This window comes from Vibrio sp. Vb1018, assembly GCF_033338775.1.
GTDB lineage: Bacteria > Pseudomonadota > Gammaproteobacteria > Enterobacterales > Vibrionaceae > Vibrio > Vibrio alginolyticus.
In genome coordinates this window covers 47709-64510 of sequence record NZ_JAWOTI010000009.1, presented here as the reverse complement: position 1 = coordinate 64510, position 16802 = coordinate 47709, and the positions used below count along the sequence as shown (strand labels likewise).

Sequence of the window (16802 nt, the reverse complement as noted above, 5' to 3'; positions counted from 1 at the left end):
GAATGAGATAGGTTTTACCTTTGAATTCTGTTCCAAAAATAGGTTTAGGGGTCGCGATGATCATCGCGACCTTTGTTATTTCTGCCCTAGGTGCTTTGATTGTTCAAGCCCCTTCACTTGATGTGTCTGTGGTATGGGGCGACCCGTACTATCAACATGTCACCAAGTTCAGTTTCTACCAAGCGTTTCTTTCCACATTGCTCAGTGTTGGCTTTGCCATTCCAGTAGCGCACGCACTTTCGCGTCGCCAATTTATTGGTAAATCATTACTGCTTAAGCTGTTTGCATCGACACTGGTTTTGCCGGTTTTGGTTGGTGTTTTTGGGCTGTTAGCGATTTATGGCAACAGTGGTTTGTTGGCGCAGTGGTTGCAAAGTTTCGACACTAAACTGCCATTCTCTATTTACGGTTTGAACGGCATTTTACTCGCCCATGTGTTCTTTAATTTACCTTACGCGGCACGATTGCTTCTGCAAGCCTTGGAGTCTATTCCTGCCGAGCAGCATAAGCTTTGCGCGCATCTTGGGATGAGCCATTGGGATAAGTTTCGCTGGGTAGAATGGCCGCGTTTAAGGCAGCAGCTTCCCCACGTTTGTGGGTTGGTGTTTATGTTGTGCTTTACCAGTTTTGCCACTGTAATGGCGTTGGGGGGCGGGCCAAAATCCACCACCATTGAATTGGCCATTTACCAAGCGATTAAGTTTGATTTTGATTTACAAGCTGGGGCGTTATTGGCGCTGTGGCAGATGCTGTTATGTGGACTGCTTGCTATTGGAGTGCAGAAGTTAACAAGGCCTGTTTCTATCAGTGCTGGAAGCACATCGGTACAGCAATATTTAACGAAGGATCATGGGTGGTCAAAAGCTTGGGATAGCTTTTGGATCATAGGTGCCTTTTTACTGGTAATACCGCCGTTATTGATGGTGTTACTGAGTGGCATCAACCAACAAGTTTGGACAGTATTAACCGATGAGCGTTTTTGGTCTGCGCTATTGAACTCTCTCAAAGTCGCCTGTGTCGCTAGCGCGCTTGCGGTCGCTGCAGGGGTGTCCATACTATTGACCAGTCGCCGTTGGCGGTTGCAGTACAAAAACACGCGAGCCGATCAGATTGAGTCGATCGGCACCATTATTTTGGTGACTCCAGGTCTGGTGATTAGCACCGGTTTATTCTTACTACTGCGCGCATTTACCGATGTTTTTAGCTTGGCATTTTTTGTCGTGATTTTGGTGAACGGTTTGATGGCTTTGCCCTACGTGATCAAAACGCTGGCACAGCCAATGCTGCACATTGAACAACAGTATCAGTATGTATGTGCCAGCTTAGGCATGCGTGGCTGGCAACGGTTTAAAGTGGTGGAGTGGCAGGCGCTACGCAAGCCGTTTGCACATGCGTTTGCGATCAGCTTTATGTTTGCGATTGGCGATTTAAGTGCTATTGCGTTGTTTGGCGGACAAGAGTTCCGCACTTTACCTCTGTATTTATTCCAGCTGCTTGGCAGCTATCAGATGGACGCGGCTGCGGTGGTATCGGTGACCTTATTGTTGTTGAGTGTGGGCTGTTTTGCCTTGATTGAGAAAGTATTGAAAACGAAGGAGAGAGCGTAATGTTAGTGTTGGATGATGTGCAGTACACCTACCAACGTGAACTGTTTCGTTTTGACTTAACGATTGAGCAAGGACAGATTGTGTCGCTGATGGGACCAAGTGGGGCAGGGAAGTCAACCTTGCTGGCGTTGGTGGCAGGATTCATCCATCCTGACCGTGGTGATATTTGTGTTGATGGTGAGTCCATTGTGCGTAAAGAGCCTTATCTGCGTCCGTTCTCTATGTTGTTCCAAGAGCACAATTTGTTTGCTCACTTATCGGTGCGTGACAACATCGGTTTGGGCTTACACCCAGGGCTAAAGCTTACGGTGGACCAAAATCGTCAGATTGAACAAGCCGCGCAGCAAGTTGGTGTTGCAGAGTACCTCGACCGTTTGCCAGAGCATCTTTCTGGTGGCCAGCGTCAACGTGTTGCCTTAGCGCGTTGTTTTGTTCAGCCTCATCCCATGTGGCTATTGGATGAGCCGTTCTCGGCGCTTGATCCGGTGTTGCGTGAAGAGATGCTGAGCTTGGTAAAAAAACTCGCAGCAGAGCGGGGAATAACCGTATTGATGGTCACGCACCATTTAAGCGATGCCAAAGCGATTGCCAGCCACTTTGTGTTTGTGGCAGATGGTAAAGTGGAAGCCGCGGGTGATATGTCTGCATTGAGTGAACAGCATGCTAGTGAGAAGCTTGCGGCATTTATCCGAGCAGCATGCTAGTGCCTGATAGTTGCTAGGTTATGCTTCTCCGCAACACAAACCATGCCGAGGTCCAAATTCAAATTGAGATCTTAAGCTCATGATATGGTCAATCATTGCTTGTACACGCCGTGGGCGGTTTGCTCCAGGACGATAGACTAAATAAATAGGCATTGGTACCGTGTGCCATTGCGGTAACACTCTGACTAAGGTGCCACTTTCTAGCTCTTGCGTCATGTTCTGCACAGGTAAGTTAGCGATGCCTAGTCCTTTAAGTGCGCCTTTCAATATTGCTTCTACAGTTGTACTTGAGAAGTTACTGGTTATTGAAACATTGACGGTATTATCGTGTGAGATCAGCGTCCAAGGCCCTATTTCTGAAACATATTGATACCTCAAACAGTTGTGTTTTGTCAGATCTTCTGGCGTTTCAGGTACGCCGAACTCAGCTAAATACTCAGGGCTAGCAGCCAGGACTCGAGTGGTATAGCCTAATTTTTTTGCGATCAATCGATCATCAACTATCTGACCGACTCGAATTGCCATATCAAAGCCGTGTGAAAACAGATCAACAAAATCGTTCGATGCTTCTAACGCAATTTGTACTTTTGGCCATTGTTTTAAAAATGGCAAAAAGATGTGTTCCGCCATATACGCATCCAACGCTGGTGGCGCGGAAATACGCAGCCGGCCTTGGATCTGTTGTTCCATCTCCTGTACGTCATGGCCAATTGAGTGGAATTCCTCAACTAAGCTTGCAGCACGCTCTAAAACCATTTGGCCAGCTTCGGTGATCACTAACTTTCGGGTTGTGCGCTCTAGGAGTTTGGCTTCAAAGTGTTGTTCGAGTTTGGTTATGGCTTTACTAACAGTAGATTTCGGTAGGCTTAACTCCAGCGCGCACTTGGTTAAGCTCAGTAGTCGACAGCTTGTGACAAAGATAGAAAGCGTTCTAAAGTCAATTGTTTCTAAATTGCGAACAATCACTTTCAATTATCCATATTGTTTCAATATTAATCTGATTATAGTCTGGCACCTCATCCTTAGCCATCAAGTTATTGTCATTTGAGGTAAACAACATGTCCAACTCTGTAGACTTATTTTCTCCTATCGAACTCGGTCAATTAGCATTAGATAACCGTGCCATTATGGCGCCTTTAACGCGAGCTCGTGCTGGCGCAGACCATATTCCTAATGACCTTATGGTTGAATACTACGCTCAACGTGCGAGTGCCGGACTTATCATTGCTGAATGCACCATGGTGATGGAAGGTACGTCTGCTTTCATGGCAGAGCCGGGTATTTACAACGAAGAGCAAATCGCAGCTTGGAAAAAGGTAACGGATGCGGTTCATGAGAGAGGCGGTAAGATTGTACTGCAAATTTGGCATGCGGGACGAGCTTGTCATCCTGATCTGAATGAAGGAAAAACACCTGTAGCGGCGAGCGCATTGGCCATTCGTGATGAATTAGTCCATACCCCTTCGGGTAAGCAAGCATATACGGTACCACGAGCACTCGAAGTGGATGAGATAGCTTCCATTGTTGCGGCGTTTAAACAAGGTGCAGAAAACGCCAAGAAAGCCGGCTTTGATGGGGTCGAGATACATGGCGCCAATGGTTATCTTATTGATAACTTCCTTCGTGACGGCTCAAATTTACGTACCGATGAATACGGTGGCTCGGTTGAAAATCGTGCTCGATTTTTACTTGAGATAGTGAAAGAAGTCGTTGAGGTGTGGGGACCTGGAAGAGTCGGTCTGCGCACATCTCCGCTAAATGGATTTAATGACATGAAAGACAGTGATCCAGTTGGCTTGATGCGTTACTTAGCAGAGCAACTTAATTCTTTCGATCTTGCTTATTGGCACGTGATGCGTGCGGATCTGAAAGGCGTACAAAAAGCAGATGTTCTCAAGCCAGCACGCGAAAACTATCAAGGTCACTTAATGGCGAACGTGGGCTACAGTGCACAAGAAGCGGCAACAGCAATTGCAGAAAACAAAGTTGATGTGGTCGCATTTGGCGTTCCCTTTATCGCAAACCCAGATTTAGTTGAGCGATTTAAGAAAAATGCACCTCTTAATGAGGCGAAACCAGAACACTTTTATTTGGGTGGAGCAGAAGGTTATACCGATTACCCAGTGATGGCATAACCCTTACTTATTTAATATAAAAAGGACGCTAATGTTAGCGTCCTTTTTCGTTTCTGTATTTACTTAGCCTTGCGGTTTTACGACCATCACATTGATTGGAGAATATTCCACAACCTTACTCGCGACAGAGCCAAGCATTACTTTATTGATTTTAGAGCGCTTGTGACTTGGCATAATGATGAGATCAGCGCCTAAACGTTCTGCATAATCAAGAATGGTCGCGTAGGCCTTGCCTTCAGCAACATGCACTTGGTAAACCACATCTTCAGCAATATGCTCATTAGCGAAAGTTTTTAGTTGCTGCTTCACGTCTTGCTTCATTTTGGCCGCAGCATCTTTCGGAAAGTATGTGGCAACCATCGACATGTGAATACCAGGTAGTACCGTCAGAAGATGGATTTGAGCATTTGCTTGCTTTGCCTGCCAAACCGCTAGTTCAACCGCTCGGTCTGAAAAGCCTTGGTCATTTAGATCAACCGGAACAAGAATTTGTTTGTACATTCAATGTCTCTCATTAAGGCCCCTTTATCCTCGGGGCCAAATCGGTTATGCGCTCAATTGTTCCTTACGAGCACGACGTTTTTGGTTCATTGCAAGCACCAGCAAAATCATTAAGCATGGTACAAACACCCACTCTTTCATCGGACGGTCTGCATCCTGGATAACCCACTTGATTTCCCAATCAAAGTCGATACCTGCGGACTCTGCTGGACTACCAAATTCAACCATATCGACAATCATTTTGTTGTCACTTTCGGTCAGCATCAGACCCATAGATGAAATACGTGCGTCTGCTGTTGTCGCACTGTCTTCGAATGGAAGACGAACCGTTTTCTCAATGTAGTCGCCCTCAAGGTTTTCACCGGCAACACGTAACTCCAATGATTCTCCTACATTTAGTGTTTCCGTGATTTGAGCTACCTCAACGCCAGGAGAAAGAACTTTCGCTGGGTACAGCATGTCCCACCAAAAACCTGGACGGAAAAACGAAAATGTCAGTACTAATAATAGGACTGTTTCCCACCACTTGTTACGCGTGAACCACCACCCTTGAGTTGCCGCAGAGAAAATCAGCATTGCAATGATCGATGAGATGACCGTGAGTGCCAAATGCCACCAAGAGTCGATCCCCATTAACAATAGCTGGGTATTGAACACAAACATGAACGGCAAAATAGCGGTTCGAATATCGTAAGTAAAACCTTGGATACCAGTACGAATTGGATCTGATTTCGCAATTGCTGCTGCTGCAAAAGCCGCAAGGCCTACAGGTGGGGTATCGTCGGCCAAAATACCAAAGTAGAAAACGAACAAGTGCACCGCTATCAACGGAATAATTAAGCCATGCGCTGCGCCGAGCGTAACAATAACCGGCGCCATTAGCGTAGAGACCACGATGTAGTTCGCCGTTGTTGGCAGACCCATCCCCAGAACCAAGCTAATGATGGCGGTAAACAGCAGCATAAGAATGATGCTGCCACCAGAGATAAACTCGACGAAGTCGGTCATCACTAGGCCGATACCCGTTAGTGTAACAACACCAACAACGGTGCCCGCTGCCGCGGTTGCAACGCCGATACCAATCATATTGCGCGCACCAGAAACTAAGCTCTCGGCAAGATCGACAAAGCCATCTTTGGTTTGCTGAAGCATGTCACCTTGCTTTGACAGCAGTGCAATCAACGGACGTTGAGTCAGCAAAATGAAAATCATGAACACCGTTGCCCAGAATGCCGAAAGGCCAGGTGAGAAACGTTCGACAGTCAAACACCAAACCAATACGACGATAGGGAGTAGGTAGTGCAAGCCTGACTTAACGGTTGGGCCAGGATCAGGTACTTCTGTTAATTCTGCATCAATCTCAATTGCGCCATCTTGCACGTGATTTGCTGAGACTTTCACCAACCCAACGTACGCGATTAATAGTGCGACGGTAACAATTGGTGTCGCGGCATCACCAAAGACGTCCTTTGTCCAACCCACTCCGTAGTAAACCAATGCGCTGATCACACACAATCCTAAGATTGTACCAGTAAAGGACAGCAGACTTTGTACTAGTGTTGGGTTGTGGCGACGAGGAAGGCCTGTCATGCCTGCTTTACACGCTTCAAGGTGAACAATGTAAATTAAAGCAATATAAGAGATTAGCGCTGGAAGTAGGGCGGCTTTAATCACCTCAACGTAGGAGATACCGACGTATTCCACCATCAAAAATGCTGCTGCACCCATGATTGGCGGTGTTAACTGACCATTGGTTGAAGCCGCTACCTCTACCGCACCCGCTTTTGTGCCGGGAAAGCCAACACGCTTCATCAGTGGAATGGTAAAGGTGCCAGTTGTTACTACGTTTGCGATTGAAGAGCCAGAAACCAGACCAGATAAACCTGATGCAACAACGGCCGCTTTAGCTGGACCACCTTTCATATGGCCAAGTAACGAGAAGGCAACTTTAATGAAGTAAGCACCAGCACCAGCGCGTTCCAGCATTGCTCCAAACAATACAAACAAGAAGACAAAAGAGGTAGAAACACCTAGCGCAACCCCAAATACGCCTTCTGTTGTTAGCCACAAGTGAGACATGGCCTTGTTCAAGCTTGCCCCTTTGTGTGCGATAACGTCAGGCATGTAAGGGCCTGCAAAGGTGTAAGTAAGGAAAACAGCAGCCACGACCATCAATGGTGGACCAAGAGCTCGGCGTGTTGCTTCTAAAAGGAGGATCATACCGATAACAGCAACAACGATATCAACCGTTGTCGGTGCGCCTGAGCGTCCTGCTAGCTCGGTATAAAAAAGGTATATATAGGCTGCTGAAAAGCTGCCAGCCAACGCGAGTATCCAATCAACAAGAGGGATATGATCGCGAGGAGAGTTCTTCATCGCTGGATAAGCAGTGAAAGCCAAAAAGATCGCGAAAGTAAGGTGGATAGATCGCGCTTCCGTGTCGTTCAGTACGCCAAAATTGAAAATAAATGGTAACGGGGATGCGTACCATAATTGAAATAGTGACCAACACAGAGGAACAAACCAAAGGATTCGTCCTTGCATTCCCGAAGGGCTACGTGCACCTGTGTCTGCCTGAGCCACCATTTCTTGCACATCTTGTGACGGAGCTTGATTCGTCGCCATGTACTTTTTCCTTATTATTGATGGTCCTGTCTGATTTTTATCGAGAACCACACTTCGCCTCTATCAGTGTAGTGAATGGAGCGAAGTTTGCTTTCGAGTATTTTGCTGCCTGAACTCAAAGTGTTGATTGTTGGATACTCTGTTAGGCGGCGTTTAAGTTTTCTTGGGTATGAGCTCGCAGTTTTCAGAAGAAAACTGGCGAATGAAGCATACAGTTAGAACGTGCTACAACCTGTATGCTCAAACAGGCAGAAAATATTCTTTCCTGCCTGTATGTAGAGTCTGAGGAAATTACTTAATTAGACCCATTTCTTTGTAGTATTTTTCTGCACCTGGGTGAAGAGGAATAGAAAGACCAGCTTTCACCATGTCTTCTTTCTTCAAGTTTGCGAACGCAGGGTGTAGACGCTTGAAGGTATCAAAGTTTTCAAACACAGCTTTTGCCACGTTGTAAGCGACATCGTCTGAAACATCAGAGGTCGTTACCATTGTTGCTGCAACACCAAAGCTGTTTACGTCTTTGTCTGTACCGCGGTACATACCAGCCGGTACTGAGCTAAAGGCGTAGTATGGGTTGTCGGCAACAATTTTATCGATTTTAGGGCCTGTTGCTGAAACTAGCTTCGCATCACATGATGTGGTTGCTTCTTTGATTGAACCGTTCGGGTGGCCGACCATGTAAATGAAGGCGTCAATTTTGTTATCACAAAGTGCCTGAGAGCGTTCAGAGCCTTTTAGCTCAGACGCCAATTTGAAGCTGTCGTTTGTCCAACCCATCGCTTCCATGACAACGCCCATCGTTGCACGGTCACCAGAGCCTGGATTACCGATGTTTACGCGCTTACCTTTCAGGTCTTCAACGTTTTCAATACCTGAATCTGCACGCGCAATGATGTTGAAAGGTTCTGTATGAAGAGAGAACATTGCGCGTAGCTTCTTGTACGGGCCTTGTTCTTCAAACTTGCTCGTACCGTTGTAGCCGTGGTACTGCCAATCCGATTGCACGATACCAAAATCTAATTCGCCTGCACGGATAGTGTTAACGTTGTAAATTGAGCCACCAGTCGATTCTACTGAACAACGGATGTTGTGGTCTTTGCGACCTTTATTTACCAACTTACAGATAGCACCACCAGTTGGGTAGTAAACACCTGTCACAGAGCCAGTACCGATGGTAATAAACTCTTGAGCGTTAACTGCGCCTGCGCCCATTACGGCTGCAGCGATAGCGCCTACTTTGAGAAGTTTGTTAAATGCCATGAATTTCCCTTCCTTATATTCATTATTTACCCGGAAATAACCATAAATCACTTCTGGAGTTTCCTATTTGGAAACGGCACCTTTTTCAATCCAATCGTTTGAAAAAGCGAGCGAATCATAACAAAAAATTGGCAGAAAATTATCCAATTGTTAAATGTTATAGTTGATAAGTCTGAATTTTGTATCAGGGGATAGGATTCAATTTGTGATTTAATTCTTTTTATAACAATTACTTAATTAACGTTTAGTGACTGAAATGAAAAAGATCAATTGCGTGATGTTAATCACAAAACGGATGGTTAAAGAATGAGCGGAGTAAGCAAAAAATTTACATAAATTATGGGCTACAAAATGAGACTTCTTTTATAACCCACAATGAGTTAGCTGATTGAAGCTTTATAGAACTTAACCAGTATATTCGAACAGCTCGCACACTGATTTGAAGAGTTGCTCAGTCGTAATTGCCATGGTTGGCGTAATGAAAATGGTATCGTCACCCGCGACAACACCAAGAATACCTTCGGATTTACCGAGTGAATCAAGCAAGCGAGCAATCAACTGCGCTGCACCTGGGCCGGTGTGAATTACTACTAACGCTGCGTTACGATCGATGTCTAGTACCAGTTCACGCAGAGAGCTGCTGACTGTTGGGACACCTAGCTCAGCAGGAAGACAGTAAACCATTTCCATTTTTGCATTGCGCGTACGGACGGCGCCAAATTTAGTCAGCATACGTGAGACTTTAGATTGGTTGATACTCTCAAACCCTTGCTGTTTGAGTGCGTCAACAATCTCGCCCTGTGAGCCAAAGCTTTCTTCTTTTAACAGGGCTTTAAAGGCGCGAACTAAGTTGTCTTGTTTTTCTGAATTGCGCATAGTCATTACAAATCTCTTATTACGGGTCAGCAATTTTGCATATTCTCGCATATATATTCAGGCGGTGCCAAAGAGTCCCAGGATTATGTTAGATGCGTCACTGTAAACTATATACCACATAGAATTCTTTAGCGCGCTGAAGTAGGGCTGTATCTGTTTTCTTGAATTCCTTGTCATTTCAACAGAATAAAAGAATAATCCAAGCCCCATTTGTAGCACGGTAACAGCGAGTTGCGCGAGGTCGCAAAGCTAGCGTTAATTGATTGTAATCAAGTTGTGATTCCGATAGCTTTATTTAAGTTGGTTACAAACTACCCTACGAATACGTTTATAAGAGAAATACTCTCAAGGAGAACTACATGAAAGTAGCCGTTATTGGTGCCGCTGGTGGCATCGGTCAAGCCCTGGCCCTTCTACTTAAGAACCGTCTTCCTGCTGGTTCTGATCTAGCCCTATATGATATTGCTCCAGTAACTCCTGGTGTGGCCGCTGATCTTAGCCACATCCCTACGCCAGTTTCTATCAAAGGTTACGCTGGTGAAGATCCTACTCCAGCACTAGAAGGCGCGGATGTTGTGCTAATTTCTGCTGGTGTTGCGCGTAAGCCAGGTATGGATCGTGCGGATCTATTTAATGTAAACGCTGGTATCGTTAAATCGCTAGCGGAGAAGATTGCGGTTGTATGTCCGAAAGCTTGTGTTGGTATCATCACAAACCCTGTAAATACAACAGTGCCAATTGCTGCTGAAGTTCTTAAAAAAGCGGGTGTTTATGATAAGCGTCGTCTATTTGGTGTAACAACGTTGGATGTTATCCGTTCAGAAACGTTTGTTGCTGAGCTAAAAGACAAAGATCCAGGTGACGTTCGCGTGCCAGTAATTGGTGGTCACTCTGGCGTAACGATCTTACCTCTACTGTCTCAAGTTGAAGGTGTTGAGTTTACAGCTGAAGAAGTAGAAGCATTAACGAAACGTATTCAAAATGCAGGTACTGAAGTTGTAGAAGCGAAAGCGGGTGGTGGTAGTGCAACACTATCAATGGGCCAAGCTGCATGTCGCTTTGGTCTGTCTCTGGTTCGTGCTCTTCAAGGTGAAGAAGGCGTAGTTGAGTGCGCTTACGTTGAAGGCGACGGCGAACACGCGACGTACTTCGCGCAACCTGTGAAACTGGGTAAAGAAGGCGTTGAAGAAGTACTAAGCTACGGCAAACTCAGCGATTACGAAAAGTCTGCATTAGACGGTATGCTAGAAACACTAAATGGCGACATCAACATTGGTGTTGAATTCGCAAAGTAATCTAGAAAGCCTATATAAGAAGAAAGCCGATCATTTTGATCGGCTTTTTTGATCCTTGATTTCTCAACTTCGTAAAACTTTCCAATAAAACCACGTAGTGAAGGAGAAGATGATGGAAGCGAGTCGAATCCGTAAAGGCATGGTTGTTGAGTGCCAACAAGGCGTCGGTACGATATTAGTGGTCGACCATGAAGCAGAGACGGTATTGTTGTCCAAACAAGGGACTGAACAGCAGCTCGCCGTTAGCTTTGATGAAATAGAAGATGATCCACAACTGCATGGCGGTAGTGACAGATATTACTAGCGCCTCCGGCGTCGTCATTAGGTATCAAACGTAAAAAAAGGAAGAGCATGCTCTTCCTTTTTGCTATAAGTCTTGCGTTATGGGTAGCTATTGATTACTTCGTGCGTTGTACTGCGACATGAGCCAGAGTAACAAGCGCTTGTTTGTATTCAGACTCTGGCAACACTGATAGTTCTGCGATTGCTTTGTCTGCTTCTTCTAGAGCTTTTTGCGTTGTGTATTCCAGAGAGCCTGCTTCTTTCATGACCGCAAGAATTTCTTCTAAGCGATCCATACCATTCGCTTTCTCAATCGCTTCACGAATCATGATGGCGTTTTCTGGTGTGGTATTACGCATAGCATGGAGTAGAGGTAAAGTTGGCTTGCCTTCGGCCAAGTCATCACCCACATTTTTACCCATGTCTTCGCCATCAGAAGTGTAATCCATGACGTCATCAATGAGCTGAAACGCAGTGCCTAGATACTTACCGTAATTTTGCATTGCGATTTCCACATGCTCAGGAGCATCATTTAAGATTGCACCGATTTGAGTTGCGGATTCAAATAAGCGCGCAGTCTTAGAGTAGATGACTTGCATGTAGCTTTCTTCTGTCGTGTCAGGGTCGTTACAGTTCATCAACTGCTGTACTTCACCTTCGGCGATCACGTTTACGGCATTGCTCATTAGTTTAAGGATCTTCATGGATCCTAGTTCTGTCATCATCTGAAATGAGCGTGTATAGATAAAGTCCCCAACTAATACGCTAGCCGCATTGCCAAATGCTGCATTCGCAGTGGCTTTACCACGGCGCATGTCTGATTCATCTACCACGTCATCATGCAGCAAAGTCGCTGTATGGATGAACTCAATAAACGCAGCTGCCATTGTATGACCATTGCCTTGGTAACCAAGTGCACGGGCTGACAGTATCGCTAAAAGCGGTCTTAGACGTTTGCCTCCACCACTCACGATATAAAAACCGAGCTGGTTGATTAAAGAGACATCAGAATTAAGTTGGGCTTGAATTGTTTCATTCACTTTTGCCATGTCATCGGCAGTAAGCGCTTGGATAGTTTTAAAATCCATCGTATATCCGGCTGAAGTTAGACCCTGCAAGGCTTATTCGATTTATATAATTGTCGAATAATACACTAAAAAACGTTGATTAATACATTACTAAAGGGCATGATTGCCGCACTTTTCTTTGGCGATTAGCTTTTCGCCAATTTTTTCAAAATATGGCTTGTCATAGGAGCATCTATTCTGTAGAATCTGCGCCCTATTGATGATTAGTTTAGCGCACACCCTCAAGAAAGGCTGTGCGGAAAAAGCGGAGTAAAATATGTACGCTGTTTTCCAATCTGGTGGTAAACAACACCGTGTAAGCGAAGGTCAAACTCTTCGTTTAGAGAAATTAGACGTTGAAACTGGTGCAACTGTAGAATTTGATAAAGTTCTTCTTGTTGCTAACGGCGAAGACATCAAAGTTGGTGCTCCTCTTGTAGAGGGCGGCAAAATTGTTGCTGAAGTTGTACAACACGGTCGTGGCGATAAAGTTAAAATCGTTAAGTTCCGTCGTCGTAAGCACTCTCGTAAGCAACAGGGTCACCGTCAGTGGTTCACTGAAGTGAAGATCACTGGTATCAACGCTTAATCTATTAGGAGAGTTTAACAATGGCACACAAAAAAGCTGGTGGTTCTACTCGTAACGGCCGCGATTCAGAAAGCAAACGTCTAGGTGTTAAGCGTTTCGGTGGTGAATCTGTACTTGCAGGTAACATCATCGTTCGTCAACGTGGTACTAAGTTCCACGCTGGTAACAACGTAGGTATCGGTAAAGACCACACTCTATTCGCTCTTACTGAAGGTAAAGTGAAGTTCGAAGTGAAAGGTCCTAAGAACCGTAAGTTTGTAAGCATCGAAGCTGAGTAATTAGGTTTTTAACCAAATTACTTAATAGCTTTAAGCTGAATTCAAAAGCCCTGCCGAATCGGCGGGGTTTTTTATTTGTGGCAGTCGACATATCGAAGTTTCTCGCTAAGATCCTAAGCGATTTGAATCTGGGAGCTTAGATCTGTCATCTGCTAAAATTGTCGGATGACATAGTAAGATTTAATCCACGCACGAAGTAGTCGGAGTAAAAGATGAAGTTCGTAGATGAAGCGGTAGTAAAAGTTCAGGCTGGTGATGGCGGTAGTGGCGTTGTCAGTTTCTGGCGTGAAAAATTCATCACTAAAGGTGGCCCTGATGGCGGTGATGGCGGTGACGGTGGTGATGTTTATATCCAAGCCGATGAAAACCTAAATACCCTGATTGATTACCGTTTCCAGCGCTTCTACGAAGCTGAGCGTGGTGAAAACGGTCGCGGTGGTAACTGTACAGGTAAGCGTGGTAAAGACATCGTTCTTCGTGTACCTGTGGGTACGCGCGCTGTGGATATCCACACAAATGAAATCGTGGCGGAAGTTGCTGAACACGGTAAGAAAGTGATGATCGCAAAAGGCGGTTGGCACGGTCTAGGTAACACGCGTTTCAAATCTTCAGTAAACCGCGCGCCTCGTCAGAGAACATTGGGTACAAAGGGTGAAGTACGCGAAATTCGCCTTGAGCTATTGCTTCTTGCTGATGTGGGTATGCTTGGTCTACCTAATGCTGGTAAATCAACCTTTATCCGCGCAGTATCAGCAGCAAAACCGAAAGTCGCTGATTACCCATTCACGACTTTGATCCCAAGCTTGGGTGTCGTAAGTGTCGTACCAGAGAAAAGCTTTGTTGTTGCAGACATCCCTGGTTTGATCGAGGGTGCAGCAGATGGCGCTGGCCTTGGTATTCGATTCTTGAAGCACTTAGAGCGTTGTCGAGTGTTGCTGCACATGATCGATATTATGCCAATTGATCAGTCCGATCCGGTGCAAAATGCATTGACGATCATTGATGAACTAGAACAATACAGCGAAAAACTGGCAAGTAAGCCGCGTTGGTTAGTGTTCAACAAAGTTGATCTAATGCCTGAAGAAGAAGCGAATGAGAAGATCCAAGAAATCTTAGACGCACTAGGTTGGGAAGACGAGTACTTTAAGATCTCGGCGATCAATCGTAACGGTACTAAAGAGCTTTGTTACAAACTGGCTGACTTTATGGATAACCTGCCTCGCGAAGAGGAAGAAGTGGCTGAAGAAGATAAAGTTAACTTCATGTGGGATGATTACCATAAAGATGCGATGGCGGGTAAAGACGTTATCACTGAAGATGACGACGACGATTGGGATGACTGGGACGATGAAGAAGATGACGGTCACGTTGTCTACGTTCGTGACTAATCAGAACGGTCAAACAATGCCTGTTTGCCTATAATTCATTAAGCCGCAATTATTTATTGCGGCTTTTTTTGTATCTAAATCATATTTAGGTGATGTGATTTACGGCACAATAACTGATACGTCGTGTTTTTTTGAGGGTTAGTTTGGCCCTCGCGCGTATGAATGAGTAACACCCTAAAAGGAATTAGACTTATTTATGACTCTAGAAACCATACCGCCTAGAGAGTTGGCGGTATCTACTCAACGATCGATTTCTCGTCTTGTCGCCCAAGCCGGACAAATGCTACTTGCTCATGGTGCTGAAAGTACTCTTGTGAGCGATATTATGCGTCGTATTGGCCTTGCTTGTGGGGTGAATGAAGTTGCGGTTGCACTATCAGCTAATGCATTGGTTGTGACGACGGTAATGGATGGGCACTGCATCACCACCACCCGAAGCTGCGCTGATCGTGGCATCAATATGCGCGTTATTACGCAAATTCAACGAATCTGTATCATGATGGAGCGTGGTTTACTCGATTCAACCATGGCGCAGAAAAAGCTGAACGCTATCAGTCCAGAGCGTTATAACCGCTGGTTGGTGGTGTTTATGATTGGCTTGTCTTGTGCGGCATTCAGTCATCTAGCTGGTGGTGATTGGGGAGTATTCATCATGACCTTTTTAGCTTCAGCTGGTGGCATGATCGTTCGCCAAGAAATTGGTCATCGTCATTTCAACCCTCTATTGAACTTTGCTGCGACCGCTTTTGTGACTACCTTAATTTCAGCACAGGCGGAAATTTACCAAGTCGGTAATCTACCTACCGTAGCAATGGCATCGTCAGTATTAATGCTTGTACCTGGTTTCCCACTCATTAACTCTGTCGCAGATATGTTGAAAGGCCACTTTAATATGGGGATTGCTCGATTTGTGATGGCTAGTTTACTAACGTTGGCGACATGTTTGGGGATCGTTGCTGCGATGAGTGTAACTGGAATTTGGGGGTGGGCAATCTAATGAGTTTATTTGATTTGATGTTTGGCCTTTTGAATGACATGTTTTTTGCGGCGATTCCCGCCGTAGGATTTGCATTGGTTTTTAACGTGCCACAAAGAGCTTTAGTGTATTGCGCTGTTGGTGGTGCGATTGGTCATGGTAGCCGCTACTTGATGATGCAGTTTGGCATTCCTATTGAGTGGGCAACCTTTTTTGCCGCGACGTTAGTTGGGATGATCGGTGTGTACTGGTCTCACCGTTTTCTCGCGCATCCAAAAGTGTTTACTGTGGCTGCTTTGATCCCGATGGTGCCGGGTGTGTTTGCGTACAAAGCAATGATCGCTATGGTAGAAATCAATCATGTTGGCTACTCACCCGAGCTTGTCGCAACCTGTATGGAAAACTTTCTTAAGGCCATGTTTATTATTGCAGGTTTAGCAGTTGGTCTTGCGGTTCCGGGGCTGTTATTCTATCGCCGCAGACCAATTGTATAAGGACCTAACATGATCATTAGTATGATTGCCGCGATGGCCGACAATCGCATCATTGGCAAAGACAATCAAATGCCTTGGCATCTTCCCGCCGATTTCGCTTGGTTTAAGCGTTGTACCATGGGAAAACCGGTTGTGATGGGACGCAAAACCTATGAGTCTATTGGTCGCCCTTTACCTGGTCGCTTGAATATTGTTATTAGCCGTGATGAGACACTAAAGATCGAAGGTGTCACTACCGTAACATCGATTGAGCAGGCTCTGGAAGTCGCAGGTGATGTGGAAGAAGTGATGATCATTGGTGGTGGTGCGATTTACACCACTTGTCTGCCTATGGCCAATAAACTGTATGTAACACACATTGAAGCGGCCATTGATGGTGATACTCAGTTCCCAGATTGGGGAGACGAGTTTAAGGAAACTTACTCAGAAATGTATCAAGCCGATGAGAAGAACGCCTACAACATGCGCTTTACTGTGTTAGAAAAGTAATTCGAGATTAACACCGCGTAGTTAATACGGTAATGCCGTTCGTATAACAGCGAGCGGCCATCCCAACCTACCGTCATCCTGAAAAGCGACGAAAGAGCGAGATTCAGGAGCCTCTATACGAGTACTTTGTTGTCAAAGGTATTTCTATCTATTCGCAGCGCGAGGATATTAGATTCCTAGTCTCGTTAAGGCTCGTTGGAATGACCCTACAGGAGGTGTTAAGTGACAGGTATTCT

General features: G+C 45.4%; 17 protein-coding genes. 11 read left to right on the top strand and 6 right to left on the bottom strand.

Going from position 1 to position 16802, the window contains the following annotated elements; genetic code table 11:
- Window positions 1-20: 20 nt before the first annotated feature.
- The gene (gene thiP / locus R7Z10_RS11515) at window positions 21-1607 is read left to right on the top strand and encodes a thiamine/thiamine pyrophosphate ABC transporter permease ThiP (protein WP_213971574.1); all 1587 of its coding nucleotides are present in this window, start codon (window positions 21-23) and stop codon (window positions 1605-1607) included.
- Window positions 1607-2311, top strand: a complete 705-nt coding sequence (thiQ, locus tag R7Z10_RS11510) for a thiamine ABC transporter ATP-binding protein (protein ID WP_005379648.1) — start codon at window positions 1607-1609, stop codon at window positions 2309-2311. The genes thiP and thiQ overlap by 1 nt, the downstream gene beginning before the upstream one ends.
- Window positions 2312-2329: 18 nt before the next feature.
- Here thiQ and R7Z10_RS11505 read toward each other — a convergent pair whose 3' ends face one another.
- Window positions 2330-3277, bottom strand: coding sequence for a LysR family transcriptional regulator (locus tag R7Z10_RS11505; RefSeq protein WP_213971575.1), 948 nt, complete (start codon window positions 3275-3277; stop codon window positions 2330-2332).
- A gap of 92 nt (window positions 3278-3369) precedes the next feature.
- Between R7Z10_RS11505 and R7Z10_RS11500 the strand changes: the two genes are divergently transcribed.
- Window positions 3370-4446, top strand: a complete 1077-nt coding sequence (locus tag R7Z10_RS11500; RefSeq protein WP_213971576.1) for an alkene reductase — start codon at window positions 3370-3372, stop codon at window positions 4444-4446.
- A 63-nt stretch (window positions 4447-4509) separates the two neighbouring features.
- Here R7Z10_RS11500 and R7Z10_RS11495 read toward each other — a convergent pair whose 3' ends face one another.
- The 4 genes from R7Z10_RS11495 to argR form a co-directional block, all read right to left on the bottom strand.
- Window positions 4510-4947: a universal stress protein gene (locus R7Z10_RS11495; protein WP_005379654.1), complete on the bottom strand. Its 438-nt coding sequence runs from the start codon at window positions 4945-4947 to the stop codon at window positions 4510-4512.
- Between the two features lie 45 nt (window positions 4948-4992).
- Window positions 4993-7572 (bottom strand): TRAP transporter permease, encoded by a 2580-nt coding sequence (locus tag R7Z10_RS11490; RefSeq protein WP_005383099.1) that lies wholly within the window; start codon window positions 7570-7572, stop codon window positions 4993-4995.
- Window positions 7573-7863: 291 nt separating this feature from the next.
- Window positions 7864-8832: a TAXI family TRAP transporter solute-binding subunit gene (locus R7Z10_RS11485; RefSeq protein WP_005379657.1), complete on the bottom strand. Its 969-nt coding sequence runs from the start codon at window positions 8830-8832 to the stop codon at window positions 7864-7866.
- A 405-nt stretch (window positions 8833-9237) separates the two neighbouring features.
- Window positions 9238-9708: a transcriptional regulator ArgR gene (argR, locus tag R7Z10_RS11480; RefSeq protein ID WP_005379659.1), complete on the bottom strand. Its 471-nt coding sequence runs from the start codon at window positions 9706-9708 to the stop codon at window positions 9238-9240.
- Window positions 9709-10067: 359 nt separating this feature from the next.
- On the opposite strand from argR, the gene mdh reads away from it, so the two are divergent.
- Both mdh and R7Z10_RS11470 read left to right on the top strand, forming a co-directional pair.
- The gene (gene mdh / locus R7Z10_RS11475) at window positions 10068-11003 is read left to right on the top strand and encodes a malate dehydrogenase (RefSeq protein WP_005379660.1); all 936 of its coding nucleotides are present in this window, start codon (window positions 10068-10070) and stop codon (window positions 11001-11003) included.
- Window positions 11004-11115: 112 nt separating this feature from the next.
- Entirely contained in the window at window positions 11116-11307 is a 192-nt protein-coding gene (locus tag R7Z10_RS11470) for a hypothetical protein (protein ID WP_005379661.1), read from the top strand.
- 94 nt (window positions 11308-11401) lie between these two features.
- Here R7Z10_RS11470 and ispB read toward each other — a convergent pair whose 3' ends face one another.
- Window positions 11402-12373 carry an octaprenyl diphosphate synthase gene (ispB, locus tag R7Z10_RS11465; RefSeq protein ID WP_005383097.1) on the bottom strand — a complete coding sequence of 324 codons (972 nt, stop codon included), beginning with the start codon at window positions 12371-12373 and terminating at the stop codon, window positions 11402-11404.
- 256 nt (window positions 12374-12629) lie between these two features.
- On the opposite strand from ispB, the gene rplU reads away from it, so the two are divergent.
- The 6 genes from rplU (at window position 12630) to folA (ending at window position 16566) form a co-directional block, all read left to right on the top strand.
- Entirely contained in the window at window positions 12630-12941 is a 312-nt protein-coding gene (gene rplU / locus R7Z10_RS11460) for a 50S ribosomal protein L21 (RefSeq protein ID WP_005383096.1), read from the top strand.
- Between the two features lie 20 nt (window positions 12942-12961).
- Window positions 12962-13219, top strand: a complete 258-nt coding sequence (gene rpmA, locus R7Z10_RS11455; protein ID WP_005383095.1) for a 50S ribosomal protein L27 — start codon at window positions 12962-12964, stop codon at window positions 13217-13219.
- A 212-nt stretch (window positions 13220-13431) separates the two neighbouring features.
- On the top strand, window positions 13432-14607 hold the full coding sequence (gene cgtA, locus R7Z10_RS11450; RefSeq protein ID WP_005383091.1) for an Obg family GTPase CgtA: 1176 nt from the start codon (window positions 13432-13434) through the stop codon (window positions 14605-14607).
- A gap of 196 nt (window positions 14608-14803) precedes the next feature.
- Window positions 14804-15604, top strand: coding sequence for a threonine/serine exporter family protein (locus tag R7Z10_RS11445; RefSeq protein ID WP_130544790.1), 801 nt, complete (start codon window positions 14804-14806; stop codon window positions 15602-15604).
- The gene (locus tag R7Z10_RS11440) at window positions 15604-16077 is read left to right on the top strand and encodes a threonine/serine exporter family protein (RefSeq protein ID WP_005379665.1); all 474 of its coding nucleotides are present in this window, start codon (window positions 15604-15606) and stop codon (window positions 16075-16077) included. The genes R7Z10_RS11445 and R7Z10_RS11440 overlap by 1 nt, the downstream gene beginning before the upstream one ends.
- Window positions 16078-16086: 9 nt before the next feature.
- Entirely contained in the window at window positions 16087-16566 is a 480-nt protein-coding gene (gene folA / locus R7Z10_RS11435) for a type 3 dihydrofolate reductase (protein WP_005379666.1), read from the top strand.
- Window positions 16567-16802 lie beyond the last annotated feature (236 nt).

Bases quoted from the DNA above. Each gene is read 5' to 3' on its own strand.
- folA (WP_005379666.1), top strand. From the start codon at position 16,087: ATGATCATTAGTATGATTGCCGCGATGGCCGACAATCGCATCATTGGC.
- R7Z10_RS11440 (WP_005379665.1), top strand. From the start codon at position 15,604: ATGAGTTTATTTGATTTGATGTTTGGCCTTTTGAATGACATGTTTTTT.
- thiQ (WP_005379648.1), top strand. From the start codon at position 1,607: ATGTTAGTGTTGGATGATGTGCAGTACACCTACCAACGTGAACTGTTT.
- rplU (WP_005383096.1), top strand. From the start codon at position 12,630: ATGTACGCTGTTTTCCAATCTGGTGGTAAACAACACCGTGTAAGCGAA.
- rpmA (WP_005383095.1), top strand. From the start codon at position 12,962: ATGGCACACAAAAAAGCTGGTGGTTCTACTCGTAACGGCCGCGATTCA.
- R7Z10_RS11470 (WP_005379661.1), top strand. From the start codon at position 11,116: ATGGAAGCGAGTCGAATCCGTAAAGGCATGGTTGTTGAGTGCCAACAA.
- mdh (WP_005379660.1), top strand. From the start codon at position 10,068: ATGAAAGTAGCCGTTATTGGTGCCGCTGGTGGCATCGGTCAAGCCCTG.
- argR (WP_005379659.1), bottom strand. From the start codon at position 9,708: ATGCGCAATTCAGAAAAACAAGACAACTTAGTTCGCGCCTTTAAAGCC.
- cgtA (WP_005383091.1), top strand. From the start codon at position 13,432: ATGAAGTTCGTAGATGAAGCGGTAGTAAAAGTTCAGGCTGGTGATGGC.
- R7Z10_RS11445 (WP_130544790.1), top strand. From the start codon at position 14,804: ATGACTCTAGAAACCATACCGCCTAGAGAGTTGGCGGTATCTACTCAA.
- R7Z10_RS11495 (WP_005379654.1), bottom strand. From the start codon at position 4,947: ATGTACAAACAAATTCTTGTTCCGGTTGATCTAAATGACCAAGGCTTT.
- R7Z10_RS11490 (WP_005383099.1), bottom strand. From the start codon at position 7,572: ATGGCGACGAATCAAGCTCCGTCACAAGATGTGCAAGAAATGGTGGCT.
- ispB (WP_005383097.1), bottom strand. From the start codon at position 12,373: ATGGATTTTAAAACTATCCAAGCGCTTACTGCCGATGACATGGCAAAA.
- R7Z10_RS11500 (WP_213971576.1), top strand. From the start codon at position 3,370: ATGTCCAACTCTGTAGACTTATTTTCTCCTATCGAACTCGGTCAATTA.
- R7Z10_RS11485 (WP_005379657.1), bottom strand. From the start codon at position 8,832: ATGGCATTTAACAAACTTCTCAAAGTAGGCGCTATCGCTGCAGCCGTA.